Here is a 15,050-nt window from a genome sequence, read left to right as displayed (position 1 = left end):
GGGCGGGCCTGGACGGCGCGGGACAGGTCGACGAGGCGGTTCGTGCCCTCGGGCTCCTGCGCGAGCGCGGGGAGACCCTCGCGATCGCCGAGTCCCTGACGGGCGGGCTCGTCGCGGCCGGGGTCACGGCGGTGGCGGGCGCCTCACGCGCGTTCCGCGGTTCCGTGACGGCGTACGCGACCGAGCTGAAGCGGGACGTGCTGGGCGTCGACGGGGCGCTGCTCGCCGAGCGCGGGGCGGTCGACCCGGAGGTCGCGCGGCAGATGGCGGGGGGCGTACGCCGGGTGCTGGGCGCCGACTGGGGCATCGCCACCACCGGTGTCGCGGGCCCCGAGCCCCAGGACGGACGGCCCGTCGGGACCGTCTACGTGGCGGCGGCGGGTCCGGACGGATCGGCGGCGGCGGTCCTTCTGCCGCTTGAGGCGGACCCTGAAGGGAATCCTGACCGTGTGCGTGCTCGAATCCGTACCGAGAGTGTTCGAGGAGTTCTGGAGCTGCTCTGCAAGCAACTGATCGAAAATGCCGGGGACAGGGTAGGGAACAGACCGGGGGGAATGGATGTTTGCAGCCCTGAGTGAACACGACATCGCTCCCCGCACGGCCGCTGTCCGAGGCGGTACGGTGGAGGCTGAAGGAGTCGGGGCCAACTGGCCGTCCCGATACAGGCTGTGGAAGACGCCGCGCGTTGAGAGGGAGGAGCACCGATGATTCTGCTCCGTCGCCTGCTGGGTGACGTGCTGCGTCGGCAGCGCCAACGCCAGGGCCGGACCCTGCGCGAAGTCTCTTCGTCCGCCCGGGTCTCGCTCGGATACCTCTCCGAGGTCGAGCGCGGCCAGAAAGAAGCCTCGTCCGAACTGCTGTCATCCATCTGCGACGCACTCGACGTGCGGATGTCCGAGCTGATGCGTGAAGTCAGCGATGAGCTGGCACTTGCCGAGCTGGCCGAGTCCGCGGCGAGCGACACCGTGCCCGCGCCCATGCGGCCGGTGCTCAATCCGCTCACTGTGACGTCGGTCACTGGGGTTCCCGAGGAGCGCGTCACGATCAAGGCGCCGACGGAGGCAGTGGACGTCGTCGCTGCCTGAGAGACGAAGAAGAACCGAAGAAGGTCCCGCCGGAGCGTCCGGCGGGACCTTTGCTGTGTGCGGGGCGTGTGCGGCCGTGCGGGAACGTACGGGTTCGCCGACGGGCGGCTCCAGGGGCGTGCGTACGGCAGAGGGCTGGTTGCCATGCGTGGTCGCGCCGTCGCGGGGAGTGCGGGAGCATGGTGGATCCAGTCGCGAGCCGGCCGGAGCGGGCCGAGGCGGCGGAACGTGCGGCGGGAGGTGGGCGGCATGGCGGGAGGCGCGGGCGGCTCCTGCGGGACGTACGGCACCTGCGGGGCTTGCTGCGCGGGGGTCGCTCCGGATGCCGCTCCGGGGGGCGCGAGAGGGCCGGTGGGCCGTCGGCGCTGGCCGGTGGGACAGGGGTGGCCGTCCGGCGCGCTGTGTCTGCTGTCCGCCCTCTGCGCGCTGCTGTGGGTGAGTGCGGTGGGGCGGCTGGTCTGGGGCGCCGGTGGGGCGCTGGAGGCGTCCGTGGCCGCCGGTGGCTGGGGGCTGAGCCTGCTGCCCGTGCATGTCTCGCCGGACAGGGGCCCAGCACCGCGTGCCACCGATCTCCTCCGGGCGCTCGGGTTCACCACGGCATCGCGACCCCGCCGTTGGGGCGCAGGATCTGGCCGGTCGTGAAGGCCGAGGCGTCCGAGGCGAGGTGCAGCACGGCGTGCGCGATCTCCTCCGGTTCGCCGACGCGGCCCAGCGGGGAGACGCGGGACATGGCCTCCTCGGCGCTCCGCTGCTGGGTGCTGTCGAAGCGGGCGGTCATGGGCGTCCGTATCCATCCGGGGGCGATGGCGTTGACGCGGATGCCGTGCGGGCCCGTCTCGGACGCGAGGATCCTGGTGAGCTGGACGACGGCGGCCTTCGCCGCGCCGTAGCAGAGCAGGCCCGGGGAGCCGCTGTCGACCACGCCGGAGGACATGGTGACGATGCTCCCGCGGGTGCCCGTGCCGATCATGCTGCGGGCGGCCTCCTGGCAGGTGCGCAGGACGCCCTTGAAATTGACGTCGAGGACCCGGTCCAGGTCGGCGTCGTCCGTCTCCAGGACGGTGCTGCGGTGCATGATCCCGGCGACGGCCACCGCGATGTGGAGCCGCCCGCCCGTACGGACGGCGGCGTCGACGGCCCCGGCGACCGAGGCGCGGTCGGTGACGTCGACGGTACGGCCGTGGGCCGTGCCGCCCGTCTCCGCGATCAGCTCCGCCGTACGGGCCGCGCCCTTGCCGTCGAGGTCGGCGCAGTGCACCTGGGCGCCCGCCTCGGCGAGCAGCAGGGCGGTCGCGCGGCCTATGCCGCTGGCGGCGCCGGTGACGAGGGCGGTCCGGCCGGTCAGGTCGTACGCCGTGAGGGTCATGGGTCAGGACGGTACGACCGGATCTGACGGGTCGTCAATTGGTCGTGCGGCCCTCGCGGAACGCCGGTCAGCGGGGCGTCGGCCGGTCAGCGGGGCGCGGGCTGGCAGTGCGGGCAGTACCAGATGCTGCGGGACTGGCCGGGCGGCCCGTACTGGCCGACGCGTACGGAGGTGCCGCAGCGGTGGCAAGGGCGGTGCTCGCGGCCGTAGACGGCGAGGTTCCGGTCGGGGCGGGTGCCGTTGGTGGTGCGGCGGACGGGGCGGTCCTTGTTGGCCTCCAGGAGCCGCTTGGCGACCGTCAGCAGCCGGGAGGGGAGCGGGGGCGTGAGCGAGCCGACCGGGGCCCAGGGCGAGGTGCGGGCGAGGAAGCACAGCTCGGCCGCGTACACGTTGCCGATGCCCGCCAGGTTGCGCTGGTCGAGCAGGGCCTCGGCGAGGGGCCTGGCCGGGTCGGCGAGGAGGCGCCGCTCGGCCTCTGCGGGGTCCCAGTCTGGGCCCAGCAGGTCCGGGCCGAGATGGCCGAGGACGGAGGGTTCCTCGCCGGTGCGCAGCAGTTCCAGGACGGGCAGGCGGTAGCCCGTCGCCGTGTGGGTCTCCGTGGCGAGGACGGCGCGGATCTGGTGGGCGGGGCCGCCCTTGCCGGAGGGGTACGCGCCGCCCGTGAGGCGCCAGGAGCCCTTCCTGGCGCCGCCCGTGAGGCGCCAGGAGCCCTCCATGCCGAGGTGGGAGTGGAGCGTGAGCCCGCCCTCGACGCGGGTGAGGAGGTGCTTGCCGCGCGGGCTGACGTCCAGGACCCGGCGCCCGGAGAGGTCCACCGTCGCGAGCTTGGGCACGCGCAGGTCCGTACGGGTCAGCGTGTGGTCCGCGAGTGCGTCATGGAGCATCCGGGCCGTACGCCAGACCGTGTCACCTTCGGGCATACGGCCATGGTCGCAGGGGCGTGGGGAGAGCGGGAGTGGGCGGAACGGCGATGGGCGGAACGGCACGGGAGCGCGCCTGCCCGGGTTGTGCCCCCCCGGGTTGTGCCCCGGGCTACGCCGCTACGCCGCGCGCAGGCGCAGTCCTCGGGGCGTCGGATGGAAGCCCGCCGCCTCCAGGGCCGTGCCGACGGGGGAGGAGAGCGCGGGCGTGCCGTTGACCCGCTCCACCGTGACCGTGCCCAGGGCGCCCTGGCGGGCGGCGCGGGAGAGGGCCTCGACCGCGGCGGTCAGCCTCTCGTCGGACGGATCGAGCGCACTGCCCTGTCCTCCGGTGCCGGAGCCTTCTCGCGGTCCGCCGCTCGGACCGCCCATGGGACCGCCCATCGGTCTGCCCTCCGGTCCGCTCGTGGCGCCCGTACGGCCGTCGGCCGTGTCGTCGTCCCCGTCCGTCCAGACGAGCATCGTCTTGCCGCCCCGCTCCATGTAGAGCGTCAGGGCGCCGTCGACGAGGACGACCAGTGCGCCCGCCTTGCGGCCCGGCTTGTGAGTGGCTCCGGCGGGAGGGGAGGGCCAGGGGAGCGCCGCCCCGTACGCGTTGGCCGGGTCGGCGGCGGCGAGGACGAGCGCGCGGCGTGCGGAACGGCCGCCCGACGGCCCGGACACCGACGGCAGCTCGCGCTCGCGGGCCGTGCTGACCGCGCGGAGCCGGTCCACGGCGCCGTCCATCGCGAACTGCGCGGCCCCCAGCCCCTCGACGACATAGCCCCGCCGGGCCTGGCCGCTCTCCTCGAAGACGGACAGCACCCGGTACGCGGCGGAGAAGCCGCCCTCCACGCCCTCGGCGGCGACCGCGCCCCGGGTGACCACGCCGTGCCGGTCCAGCAGGGTGCGCGCCAGGGCGTGCGCCCGGTGCGTGGGCTCCGGCTCGGGCGCGGGGAGCAGGGACCAGCGGCCCGCCACCGTCGGCGGCGCCGACTGCGGGCGTCCCGGGCCCCGGCGACCGACGCCGTGGCCTCCCGCGACGCCCGAGCCGGCGGCCACGGCGGCGGCGGTGAACGATCCGTAACGCCCGCGAGGTGTCGCTCTCTTGGCGCGGTGCGCCGTCGAGCCCGCGGTGCGGCCCGAGCCGAGGAGCGCGCGCAGGGGCGCGAGGGTGTCGCCCGTGACCCGGCCTGACCAGACCAGGTCCCACAGGGCTTCGGCCAGCTCGGGATCGGCGGCCTCCGGATGGGTCGTGGCGCGGACCTGGCCGGCGATCTGGCGGAAGAACAGCCCGTACCCGCCCTGGAGTGTGTCTAGGACCGAGCGGTGGAGCGGCGTCAGCTCCAGGGGGTGCGGGGGCGGGAGGAGCAGCGGCGCCGTGTCGGCCAGATAGAGCGAGATCCATCCGTCCTTGCCGGGCAGCGCGCCCGCGCCCGCCCAGACGACCTCGCCGGAGGCGGTCAGCTCGTCGAGCATCGGGGCCGCGTAGTCCCCGACGCGGCCCGGGAGGACGAGCTTCTCCAGCGCGGACGCGGGAACGGGCGCGCCCTGCAACTGCTCGACCGTGCGCAGCAGTCCGTCGACGCCGCGCACCCCGCCCGTGCCGAGGTGCTGCCACTGCGGCAGGAACGCGGCGAGTGCCGTCGGGGGCACGGGCTCCAGCTCGTGACGCAGCGCGGCCAGCGAACGGCGCCGCAGCCGGCGCAGCACCGCCGCGTCGCACCACTCCTGGCCCACCCCGGACGGATGGAACTCGCCCTGCACCAGGCGGCCCCCGGCGGCGAGCCGCTGGAGCGCCCCGTCCGCGACGGCCGTGCCCAGTCCGAAGCGCGCCGCGGCGTCCGCCGAGATGAACGGGCCGTGCGTACGGGCGTAGCGCGCGAGGAGGTCGCCCAGCGGGTCGGGAACGGGCTCCGTGAACGCCTCGGGGACGCCGACGGGCAGCGCCGCGCCCAGCGCGTCCCTCAGCCGTCCCGCGTCCTCGACCGCCGCCCAGTGCTCCTGGCCCGCGATACGGACGCGGATCGCGCGGCGGGCCGCCTCCAGCTCCTCGGGCCAGGACGCCTCGGCTCCGCGCTCGGCCAGCTCGGCCGTGGTGAGCGGGCCGAGGAGGCGCAGCAGGTCGGCGACGCCCTCGGTGTCCTTGCAGCGCCGCTCCTCGGTGAGCCACTGCAGCTCCCGCTCCAGCTCGCGCAGCACGTCGGCGTCGAGCAGCTCGCGCAGCTCCGCCTGGCCCAGCAGCTCCGACAGCAGCCGGGAGTCGAGCGAGAGCGCGGCGGCGCGGCGCTCGGCCAGCGGGGAATCGCCCTCGTACAGATACTGCGCGACATAGCCGAACAGGAGCGAGCGGGCGAAGGGGGACGGCTCGGGGGTGGTGACCTCGACCATGCGGACGCGGCGCGACTCGACGTCGCCCATCAGCTCGGTCAGGCCCGGCACGTCGAACACGTCCTGGAGGCACTCGCGCACGGCCTCCAGGATGATCGGGAACGAGCCGAACTCGCTGGCCACCTGGAGGAGCTGCGCGGCGCGCTGCCGCTGCTGCCACAGGGGCGTGCGCTTCCCCGGACTGCGCCGGGGCAGCAGCAGCGCGCGGGAGGCGCACTCGCGGAACCGGGCGGCGAACAGGGCCGAGCCGCCGACCTGGTCGGTGACGATCTGGTTGATCTCGTCCTTGTCGAACAGCACGTCGCCGACGCCCAGCGGGGGCTGGTCGGGATCGACGGACAGCTCCTTGGACGGGCTCCCCTCACCGGGCTCGCCCAAGGGATCGTCGAAGAGGTCCAGGCCCATCAACTCGGCGTCGGGCAGCCGCAGGACGAGGCCGTCGTCCGCGTGCATGACCTGCGCGTCCATCCCGTACCGCTCAGTGAGGCGGGCGCCGATCGCGAGCGCCCAGGGGGCGTGCACCTGGGCGCCGAACGGGGAGTGGACGACGATGCGCCAGTCGCCCAGCTCGTCGCGGAAGCGCTCGACCACGATGGTGCGGTCGTCCGGCACATGGCCCGTGGCCTCGCGCTGCTCGCCCAGATATGCCAGCAGATTGCTCACCGCCAGGTCGTCCATCCCGGAGGCCGACAGCCGCTCCTGGGCCTTCTCCGGGGGCAGCGATCCGACCTCGCGCAGGAACGCGCCCAGGGCACGGCCCAGTTCGAGCGGGCGGCCGAGCTGGTCGCCTTTCCAGAACGGCAGCCGTCCGGGAACGCCGGGCGCCGGGGTGACCAGCACCCGGTCCCTGGTGATGTCCTCGATCCGCCAGGAGGTGGTGCCGAGGGTGAACACGTCGCCCACCCGCGACTCGTAGACCATCTCCTCGTCCAGCTCGCCGACCCGGCCGCCGCCCTTCTTCGGGTCGGCCCCGGCCAGGAAGACGCCGAACAGGCCGCGGTCCGGGATCGTGCCGCCGGAGGTCACCGCGAGCCGCTGCGCGCCCGGCCTGCCGCTCACCGTGTGCGCCACCCGGTCCCACACCAGACGGGGGCGCAGCTCGGCGAAGGCGTCGGACGGATAGCGGCCCGCGAGCATGTCGAGCACCGAGGTGAATGCCGACTCCGGGAGCGCCGCGAAGGGCGCCGCGCGGCGCACCAGGGCCAGCAGCTCGTCGACGTCCCAGGTGTCGACGGCGGTCATCGCGACGATCTGCTGGGCGAGCACGTCGAGCGGATTGGCCGGGACGCGCAGCGCCTCGATGGCGCCCTCCCGCATCCGCTCGGTGACGACGGCGGACTGCACGAGGTCGCCCCGGTACTTGGGGAAGACCACACCGGCCGACACGGCGCCCACCTGGTGCCCCGCGCGGCCCACCCGCTGCAGACCCGAGGCCACCGAGGGCGGCGACTCGACCTGGATGACGAGATCGACCGCGCCCATGTCGATGCCCAGCTCCAGGCTGGAGGTGGCGACGACGGCGGGGAGGCGCCCCGCCTTCAGGTCCTCCTCGACCTGGGCGCGCTGCTCCTTGGAGACCGAGCCGTGGTGCGCGCGGGCGAGCAGGGCGGGAGCGCCCCCGGCCGCGCCGGAACCGCCCATCAGCTCGGCCGGGGAGTGGTCCTCGGGCATGGGCTCGCCGGTCGCGCGCTCGTACGCGATCTCGTTCAGCCTGTTGCACAGGCGCTCGGCGAGACGGCGCGAGTTCGCGAAGACGATGGTGGAGCGGTGCTCCTGGATGAGGTCGGTGATCCGCTCCTCCACGGACGGCCAGATGGAGGGCTTCGCGCCGCCTCCGGGGCCGCCGCCGGGATCCTTGGCGGCGTCCTGCGCGGGCGACCCGCCCAGCTCGCCCATGTCCTCCACGGGCACGACCACCGACAGCGCGAACTCCTTGCCCGAGGGCGGCTGCACGACCCTGGCCTGCCGCCGGGGCGAGAGGAAACGCGCCACCTCGTCCACCGGGCGGACCGTCGCGGACAGGCCGATACGGCGCGCGGGTCGCTCCAGCAGCTCGTCCAGCCGCTCCAGGGACAGCGCGAGGTGCGCGCCGCGCTTGGTGCCCGCCACCGCGTGCACCTCGTCGAGGATGACCGTCTCGACGCCGGAGAACGCCTCGCGCGCCGAGGACGTCAGCATCAGGAAGAGCGACTCGGGCGTGGTGATCAGGATGTCCGGGGGACGGCGGGCGATCGAGCGGCGCTCCGAGGCCGGGGTGTCGCCGGAGCGGATGCCGACCCGGATGTCGGGCTCGGGCAGCCCCAGGCGGACGGACTCCTGGCGGATGCCGGTCAGCGGGCTGCGCAGATTCCGCTCGACGTCCACCGCGAGGGCCTTCAGCGGCGACACGTACAGCACCCGGCAGCGCTTGACCGGGTCGGCCGGGGGCGGGGCGGAGGCGAGCCGGTCCAGGGACGCGAGGAACGCCGCGAGGGTCTTGCCGGAGCCGGTCGGGGCCACGACCAGCGCGTCCGACTCCTGGGCCAGCGCCTTCCAGGCGCCCTCCTGGGCCGCGGTCGGCTCGCTGAAGGCAGCCGTGAACCACGCCCGGGTCGCCGGGGAGAAGCCGTCCAGTGCCGAGTTCTGACCCATGGGTTCCATCGTGCAGCACACCACTGACAGCGGCGGCCCCGAGCGGGCACGGGGCCCGGGCCCGGCGCTCTGCGGCGCCGCACAATGGGCGGATGGGGAGAGGCGAGAGCGCACGCCACTGGCGGCCCCCGGAGCTGCCGGGGGTGGACCTCCTGCGTGCCCGCTACATCCACAAGACGTTCCTCCGGCACACGCACGCGACGTACGTCATCGCGGCGATAGCCGAGGGCGTGGAGGCGTTCCACCACGGCGGCACCGTGCACAGGGCGGGGCCCGGCGGGCTGGCCCTGATCAACCCGGACACCCCGCACACCGGGCACGCGGGGGTGCCCGAGGGCTGGCGGTACGACGCGCTGTACCCGGACGCCGGACTGGTCGCCTCCATCGCCGCCGAGACCACCTCGATCCGGGGCACGCCCGGCTTCGCCGTCCCCGCCGTCGACGACCCCGGCTCGGCCCGCCTCGTCCACGAGGTCCACCGTGCCGCCGAGGAGGGCAACGCGCTCGCCGCCGACAGCCTGATGCGGATCGCCGTGGCCAGGCTGCTGCGGCGGCACGGGGAGCCTCTTCCGGCGCGCGAGGTGCGCACGGCGGGCGCGCGCCATGCCGCGCGCGCCCGCGCCGTGCTGGAGGAGCGGATGGCCGACCCGCCGACCCTGGAGCGGCTCGCGGCCGAGCTGGGCACCAGCCCGTTCGCGCTGCTGCGGGCCTACCGCGAGGTGTACGGGATGCCGCCGCACGCCTGGCTGACGGACGCGCGTGTGCACCGCGCCCGCGCCCTGCTGGACGCCGGTACGCCGCCCGCCGAGGCGGCGACCGCCGTGGGGTTCACCGACCAGTCGCACCTGACGCGGCACTTCGGCCGCATCATCGGCGTGCCGCCCGGTGCCTACCAGCGGGAACGCGCAAGAACGTACAAGACCGGAGGCTCCGGGGCCGCCTAGCGTCCCCGACGTGCCTCAGGACGTGCCTCAGCAGACAGACACCGACACCACGGGTCCCGCCGCCTCGCCGGACCCGCCGGGCCCGCCGGGCCCGCCTCCGGGGGAGGGCCGAGCCGACCGCGCCGTCGTCCGGGACGCGCTCGGGGTCGGCGTGGCCGTCGGACTCTCCGGATTCGCCTTCGGGGTGACCGCGGCGGGCGCCGGCATCAGCCTGGCGCAGACGTGCGTGCTCAGCCTGTTCGTGTTCACCGGCGCCTCGCAGTTCGCGCTCGTCGGCGCGCTGGCGGCGGGCGGCAACCCGCTGACGGCCGCCGCCGGCGCGTTCTTCCTGGGCACCAGGAACGCCTTCTACGGGCTGCGCCTGTCCACCCTGCTCCGCCTGCCGCGCGGAGTACGCCTCGCCGCGGCGCACTGGGTGATCGACGAGACGTCCGTCGTCGCCCTCTCGCAGCCCGACAGACGCTCCGCGCGGCTCGGCTTCACCGTCACCGGCGCGACCCTCTTCGTCCTGTGGAACCTCACCACGCTCCTGGGCGCCCTCGGCGCCGGGGCGCTGGGCGACACGGAGGCGTGGGGACTGGACGCCGCCGGACCCGCCGTCTTCCTCGCCCTCCTGGCGCCCATGCTGCGCACCGTCGTCGAACGGGTGACGGCGGCCGTCGCCGTCGTCCTGGGCCTCGGGCTGCTGCCCGTACTGCCCGCGGGCGTACCCGTACTGGTAGCCGCGCTGGCGGCGCCCCTCGTGCTGACGGGGCGACGGCTGTCTCCTGGCGGAAGGGGCGCGCGGCCGGTACGGAGCGGGGAACGCGAGGGGTACGAGGAGGGCTCCCGATGAGCGTCTGGATCGCGATCGGCCTGACGGTGGCGGGCTGCTACCTGGTCAAGCTGCTCGGCCTCTCGGTGCCGGAGGGCGCGCTGGAACGGCCCCTGGTCAGACAACTGTCCGTACTCGTCCCCGTGGCGCTGCTCGCGGCCCTGACCGCGCAGCAGACTTTCGGCGACGGCAGCGCCCTCGTCCTCGACGCCAAGGCGGCCGGGCTGGGCGCCGCAGCCGTGGCACTGGTGCTGCGCGCGCCCTTCCTGGTCGTCATCGCCGCCGCCGTACTGGTCACGGCCGGTGTCCGCGCGGTCGGCGGCTGAGCCTCCTGGGCGCCCTTACAGCCGTCCGTACGCCCGCAGCGTCCGCAGGGCCTCCAGGGTCACCAGGGGGCGCCCTTCGAGCGCCGTACCGGGCGCCCATGAGCGCCAGTTGATGTCCCAGCCGCCGTCCTCGCGCTGGGCGGCGGCGAGATGCTCCAGGCCGAGTGCCAGCTCGGCGTCGCTGAACCAGCGCCGGGCCAGCGAGTCGGGGGAGCGGGCGAAGTCCGTCACGTAGTGGTGCTCGCCCGGCGCGTATCCGTCCGGCACGGGGAAGTCGGCCTCCTTGCCGGGTTCCGTCACGACCAGCCGCTGCTCGCGCACCAGGCTGCCCAGCCGTTCCGCCGCCGCCTCGGCGCGCGGCCGGTCGGGCACGCCGTCCAGGAAGACGAGGGCCGCCCGCACCTCGTACGGGTGGGTCTTCTCCAGGGACTCGACGGCGGACCAGCAGAAGTCCGTGGCCCGGAACAGCCAGGCGTGCCAGACGCTGTTGCGGTGCAGCGTGCCGACCACGGGCGCGGTTGCGAGCAGGTCGCTCGGGGGATCGTCCACGACGGGGATCCAGGGCGCGGCCGGATAGCCGCGCAGCGACGGATGGAGCGCGGGCAGCGAGCCGTCCGGCGTGGAGACGGACGTCAGATAGCGGCCGATCCGCTCCACCCGCTGTCCCGCGCAGCGCCCGATGCTGTCCAGCACCTCCAGCGCGGCGGCCGTGTGCAGCGGCTGGCTGACCGGGCCGCGGAGGTCGGGCTCCAGGGCGTGACCGTAGCCGCCGTCGGCGTTGCGGTACGCGTCGAGCGCCGTCTCGACGGCTCCGGGGTCGCCGTCCAGGAAGTCGTGTTCGAAGCGCCGCTGCTCCAGGACGCGTGCCGTCAGCCAGATGAAGTGCTCGGCACGGGAGAGGGGCGTCGTTCCAGAAGGAGCCATTCTCCGACCGTAGGCCCCGGCGGCGGCCCGGTCACGGCCGGAAGCGGGAGCCAACCCGGAGGGCGGGATACTGGGGGCATGCGGTTGACGGACTTCTGGCAGCGGATGGCGGACCACTTCGGTGAGGCGTACGCGGACTCCTTCGCGCGCGATCACGTGATGTCCGAATTGGGAGGCCGGACCGTGCGGGAGGCGCTCGCCGCCGGCTGGGAGGCGAAGGACATCTGGCGCGTGGTGTGCGCGGCCATGGATGTCCCGTCCCACAAGAGGTGAGTCGTTTACGGGGTGTTCTGTCCCGTGACGCGAAACTTGCCCGGTGGGCGCATCCGAGGACGAGGACGGCCGGGACGAAGTCCGGCGGGATCAGCGGGACCGACGGGATCAGCGGGACGGCGACGCGGGCGGTGACGGGCGCGATGATTCCGGGACCGGAGCCGGAACCGCGGACGGTGACGCCGGGGCCGCGGGGGACCGGCGGATGCCGCGCTGGCTGCCCAGGGCGCTCGTCCTCGCGCTGCTGCTGGTCGGCTGCTATCAGCTCCTGAGCTGGGCGTTCGACCGTGTGCTCGGGCTGCTCCTGAACATCCTGATCGCGTTCTTCGTCGCGCTCGCCATGGAGCCCGCCGTGGACGGGCTGGCCTCGCGCGGCATGCGGCGCGGGCTGGCGACCGGGGTGGTCTTCGTGGTCACGCTGGTGGCGGTGGGCGGGTTCTTCGCCGCGCTGGGCTCGGTGTTCGCCGACCAGATCACGAAGATCATCGAGAATCTGCCCTCGTACGTGACCGACCTGGTGAGCTGGGTCAACCGGACGTTCCACACCGACCTCGACGTCGACAGTCTCCAGTCCGACGTGATCCATTCCGATTGGGTGCGCCAGTACGTGCAGAGCGGCGCGCAGAACGTCTGGGGCATCTCCGCGACCGTGCTGGGCGGGGTCTTCCAGTTGCTCACGGTCTGCCTGTTCGCGTTCTACTTCGCCGCCGACGGGCCGCGGCTGCGGGCCGCGCTGTGCTCCGTGCTGCCGCCGGCGCGCCAGGCCGAGGTGCTGCGCGCGTGGGAGATCGCGGTGACCAAGACCGGCGGCTATCTCTACTCCCGGGTGCTGATGGCCCTGGTCTCCGGCGTCGCGCACTACGTCTTCCTGCAACTGATCGGCGTGCCGTACGCGCCCGCGCTGGCGGCGTGGGTCGGGGTGGTCTCGCAGTTCGTCCCCACGGTCGGCACCTATCTCGCCGGGGCGCTGCCGATGCTGATCGCCTTCACCGTGGATCCGTGGTCGGCGGTGTGGGTGCTGGTGTTCGTGATCGCCTACCAGCAGGTGGAGAACTACATCCTGCAGCCGAGGATCACCGCCCGGACCGTGGACATCCACCCGGCGGTCGCCTTCGGCTCGGTGATCGCGGGCACGTCGCTGCTGGGAGTGATCGGCGCGCTCATCGCGATCCCCGCCACGGCGACGCTCCAGGGCTTTCTCGGCGCGTATGTGAAGCGCTACGACGTGGCGGACGAACGGGTCAGACGGGGCACCCGGGTGCGTCGCCGCACCCCCTGACCTGTGCCTTCTCAAAGTTATCCACAGTGATCCCAGGTGACTTGACGTGAAAATCGAACATCGATTCTCATAGGTGGACCGGCGGGGCCGGACCGCGGCAGGGACCGAGGCCGGGCCGATTGTCAGTGGCAGGCGCTAGCGTCGTGTGACGTGAAGCGATCGACTCAAGCAAACACCCGGGTGGCACCCATGGCAGGAACCGACCGCGAGAAGGCGCTCGACGCCGCGCTCGCACAGATTGAACGGCAATTCGGCAAAGGCGCCGTGATGCGCATGGGTGACCGGCCGAACGAACCGATCGAGGTCATCCCCACCGGCGCGACCGCGCTCGATGTGGCCCTCGGCGTCGGTGGCCTGCCGCGAGGCCGAGTGGTGGAGGTGTACGGACCGGAGTCCTCCGGCAAGACGACCCTGACCCTGCACGCGGTGGCCAATGCCCAGCGCGCGGGCGGGACGGTCGCCTTCGTGGACGCCGAGCACGCCCTCGACCCCGAGTACGCGAAGAAGCTCGGCGTCGACACCGACTCACTGATCCTCTCCCAGCCGGACAACGGCGAGCAGGCTCTTGAGATCACCGACATGCTGGTCCGCTCCGGCGCCCTCTCCCTGATCGTCATCGACTCCGTCGCGGCGCTGGTGCCCCGTGCGGAGATCGAGGGCGAGATGGGTGACTCCCATGTCGGCCTCCAGGCCCGGCTGATGAGCCAGGCGCTGCGGAAGATCGCCGGTGCGCTCAACCACTCCAAGACCACCGCGATCTTCATCAACCAGCTCCGTGAGAAGGTCGGCGTGATGTTCGGCTCCCCGGAGACCACGACCGGTGGCCGCGCGCTGAAGTTCTACGCGTCGGTGCGGCTCGACATCCGCCGTATCGAGACCCTCAAGGACGGCACGGAGGCCGTCGCCAACCGCACCCGCGTCAAGGTCGTCAAGAACAAGGTCGCGCCGCCCTTCAAGCAGGCCGAGTTCGACATCCTCTACGGCGAGGGGATCAGCCGCGAGGGCGGCCTGATCGACATGGGCGTGGAGCACGGCTTCGTCCGCAAGTCCGGCGCCTGGTACACCTACGAGGGCGACCAGCTCGGCCAGGGCAAGGAGAACGCGCGCAACTTCCTCAAGGACAACCCCGACCTCGCCAACGAGATCGAGAAGAAGATCAAGGAGAAGCTGGGCATCGGCGTCCAGCCGGAGGCCCCGGCGGCGGAGCCCGGGGCAGACGCGGCGGGCGGTCCGGAGGCCGCCGGGGCCGACGCCTCCGGCGCGGCGGACGACGCGGCGAAGACGGTTCCCGCTCCGGCGACGAAGGCCACCAAGGCGTCGAAGACGTCCAAGGCCGCCGCCGCCAAGAGCTGATCCGTGACACGGCGCACCGACTGGCCGGAGTTCGCGGAGATCCCGGAGCGCGGGGGACGGGACGGCGGTCCCGGCCCCGGCGCACAGGACAGCGGCGGTCCCGCCCCGTCGAGGGCCGAGGCGGGGCCGTCGCGCACGTCTCGCGGTTCACGGGGGGATCGCGAGGCGCGTGACGAGGGGGGGAACCGGGAGAAGCGGGGGCAGCGGCCACAGGAGCCGCAGGACCCGGTGGAGCGGGCGCGCGCCATCTGTCTGCGCCTGCTCACCGGGACTCCGCGGACCCGGCAGCAGCTCGCCGAAGCGCTCAAGAAGCGGGAGATCCCGGACGAGGCGGCCGAGGAGGTGCTCGCCCGCTTCGAGGACGTGGGCCTGATCGACGACTCCGCGTTCGCGGAAGCGTGGGTCGAGTCCCGGCACCACAGCCGGGGTCTCGCGCGCCGGGCGCTCGCGCGCGAGCTGCGGACCAAGGGCGTGGACTCGGCGGTGATCGACGAGGCCGTCGGCATGCTCGACTCCGAGCAGGAGGAGGAGACGGCGCGGGCCCTGGTGGAGCGGAAGCTCCGCTCCACCCGTGGCCTCGACAGGGACCGGCGGCTGCGTCGCCTGGCCGGAATGCTGGCCCGCAAGGGCTATTCCGAGGGGCTCGCCCTGCGCGTGGTGCGCCGCGCGCTGGAGGAGGAGGGCGAGGACCCGGAGGCCCTGGACGAGCACCTTCCGGACGTCTGAGGGGGAGGCGCGGACGGCGGGTCCGGCTCCGCCCTTCCC

Annotated in this window: 12 protein-coding genes and 1 pseudogene; 9 read left to right on the top strand and 4 right to left on the bottom strand. The window is 73.8% G+C overall.

Going from position 1 to position 15,050, the window contains the following annotated elements; genetic code table 11:
- The first annotated feature begins 8 nt into the window (after positions 1 to 8).
- Positions 9 to 574: pseudogene (locus ABD343_RS29175) on the top strand (CinA family protein).
- Positions 575 to 704: 130 nt separating this feature from the next.
- Positions 705 to 1,085 carry a helix-turn-helix domain-containing protein gene (locus tag ABD343_RS29170; RefSeq protein ID WP_344532385.1) on the top strand — a complete coding sequence of 127 codons (381 nt, stop codon included), beginning with the start codon at positions 705 to 707 and terminating at the stop codon, positions 1,083 to 1,085.
- 589 nt (positions 1,086 to 1,674) lie between these two features.
- On the opposite strand, the gene ABD343_RS29165 is transcribed toward ABD343_RS29170, so the two are convergent.
- The 3 genes from ABD343_RS29165 to ABD343_RS29155 form a co-directional block, all read right to left on the bottom strand.
- Positions 1,675 to 2,451: an SDR family NAD(P)-dependent oxidoreductase gene (locus ABD343_RS29165; RefSeq protein WP_344532384.1), complete on the bottom strand. Its 777-nt coding sequence runs from the start codon at positions 2,449 to 2,451 to the stop codon at positions 1,675 to 1,677.
- Positions 2,452 to 2,537: 86 nt separating this feature from the next.
- A complete protein-coding gene (locus tag ABD343_RS29160; protein ID WP_344532383.1) occupies positions 2,538 to 3,371 on the bottom strand; it encodes an Fpg/Nei family DNA glycosylase in 834 nt (277 codons plus the stop codon).
- A gap of 120 nt (positions 3,372 to 3,491) precedes the next feature.
- Positions 3,492 to 8,381: an Lhr family helicase gene (locus ABD343_RS29155; protein WP_344532382.1), complete on the bottom strand. Its 4,890-nt coding sequence runs from the start codon at positions 8,379 to 8,381 to the stop codon at positions 3,492 to 3,494.
- A gap of 83 nt (positions 8,382 to 8,464) precedes the next feature.
- Here ABD343_RS29155 and ABD343_RS29150 point away from each other — a divergent pair, with 83 nt between their 5' ends.
- The 3 genes from ABD343_RS29150 to ABD343_RS29140 are packed head-to-tail and all read left to right on the top strand — an operon-like array spanning position 8,465 to position 10,456.
- A complete protein-coding gene (locus ABD343_RS29150; protein WP_344532381.1) occupies positions 8,465 to 9,316 on the top strand; it encodes an AraC family transcriptional regulator in 852 nt (283 codons plus the stop codon).
- Between the two features lie 22 nt (positions 9,317 to 9,338).
- On the top strand, positions 9,339 to 10,151 hold the full coding sequence (locus tag ABD343_RS29145; protein WP_344532380.1) for an AzlC family ABC transporter permease: 813 nt from the start codon (positions 9,339 to 9,341) through the stop codon (positions 10,149 to 10,151).
- Positions 10,148 to 10,456 carry an AzlD domain-containing protein gene (locus ABD343_RS29140; protein WP_344532379.1) on the top strand — a complete coding sequence of 103 codons (309 nt, stop codon included), beginning with the start codon at positions 10,148 to 10,150 and terminating at the stop codon, positions 10,454 to 10,456. The genes ABD343_RS29145 and ABD343_RS29140 overlap by 4 nt, the downstream gene beginning before the upstream one ends.
- 15 nt (positions 10,457 to 10,471) lie before the next feature.
- On the opposite strand, the gene ABD343_RS29135 is transcribed toward ABD343_RS29140, so the two are convergent.
- Positions 10,472 to 11,380 carry a hypothetical protein gene (locus ABD343_RS29135; RefSeq protein ID WP_344532378.1) on the bottom strand — a complete coding sequence of 303 codons (909 nt, stop codon included), beginning with the start codon at positions 11,378 to 11,380 and terminating at the stop codon, positions 10,472 to 10,474.
- A gap of 78 nt (positions 11,381 to 11,458) precedes the next feature.
- Here ABD343_RS29135 and ABD343_RS29130 point away from each other — a divergent pair, with 78 nt between their 5' ends.
- From ABD343_RS29130 to recX, 4 genes are all read left to right on the top strand, one after another.
- Positions 11,459 to 11,653, top strand: a complete 195-nt coding sequence (locus ABD343_RS29130; RefSeq protein ID WP_344532377.1) for a DUF3046 domain-containing protein — start codon at positions 11,459 to 11,461, stop codon at positions 11,651 to 11,653.
- Positions 11,654 to 11,696: 43 nt separating this feature from the next.
- Positions 11,697 to 12,932, top strand: coding sequence for an AI-2E family transporter (locus tag ABD343_RS29125; protein WP_344532376.1), 1,236 nt, complete (start codon positions 11,697 to 11,699; stop codon positions 12,930 to 12,932).
- Between the two features lie 189 nt (positions 12,933 to 13,121).
- Positions 13,122 to 14,285, top strand: a complete 1,164-nt coding sequence (gene recA, locus ABD343_RS29120) for a recombinase RecA (RefSeq protein WP_344532375.1) — start codon at positions 13,122 to 13,124, stop codon at positions 14,283 to 14,285.
- A gap of 3 nt (positions 14,286 to 14,288) precedes the next feature.
- On the top strand, positions 14,289 to 15,011 hold the full coding sequence (gene recX, locus ABD343_RS29115; protein ID WP_344532374.1) for a recombination regulator RecX: 723 nt from the start codon (positions 14,289 to 14,291) through the stop codon (positions 15,009 to 15,011).
- Positions 15,012 to 15,050 lie beyond the last annotated feature (39 nt).

Origin of the sequence: Streptomyces albiaxialis (genome assembly GCF_039530985.1) — a bacterium.
Taxonomy (GTDB): domain Bacteria; phylum Actinomycetota; class Actinomycetes; order Streptomycetales; family Streptomycetaceae; genus Streptomyces; species Streptomyces albiaxialis.
This window is presented reverse-complemented; position numbering and strand designations above follow the sequence as displayed.

Coding starts and splice junctions, on each gene's coding strand:
- ABD343_RS29130 (WP_344532377.1), top strand. CDS start 11,459: ATGCGGTTGACGGACTTCTGGCAGCGGATGGCGGACCACTTCGGTGAG.
- ABD343_RS29150 (WP_344532381.1), top strand. CDS start 8,465: ATGGGGAGAGGCGAGAGCGCACGCCACTGGCGGCCCCCGGAGCTGCCG.
- ABD343_RS29155 (WP_344532382.1), bottom strand. CDS start 8,381: ATGGAACCCATGGGTCAGAACTCGGCACTGGACGGCTTCTCCCCGGCG.
- ABD343_RS29160 (WP_344532383.1), bottom strand. CDS start 3,371: ATGCCCGAAGGTGACACGGTCTGGCGTACGGCCCGGATGCTCCATGAC.
- recA (WP_344532375.1), top strand. CDS start 13,122: ATGGCAGGAACCGACCGCGAGAAGGCGCTCGACGCCGCGCTCGCACAG.
- ABD343_RS29135 (WP_344532378.1), bottom strand. CDS start 11,380: ATGGCTCCTTCTGGAACGACGCCCCTCTCCCGTGCCGAGCACTTCATC.
- ABD343_RS29140 (WP_344532379.1), top strand. CDS start 10,148: ATGAGCGTCTGGATCGCGATCGGCCTGACGGTGGCGGGCTGCTACCTG.
- ABD343_RS29165 (WP_344532384.1), bottom strand. CDS start 2,451: ATGACCCTCACGGCGTACGACCTGACCGGCCGGACCGCCCTCGTCACC.
- ABD343_RS29170 (WP_344532385.1), top strand. CDS start 705: ATGATTCTGCTCCGTCGCCTGCTGGGTGACGTGCTGCGTCGGCAGCGC.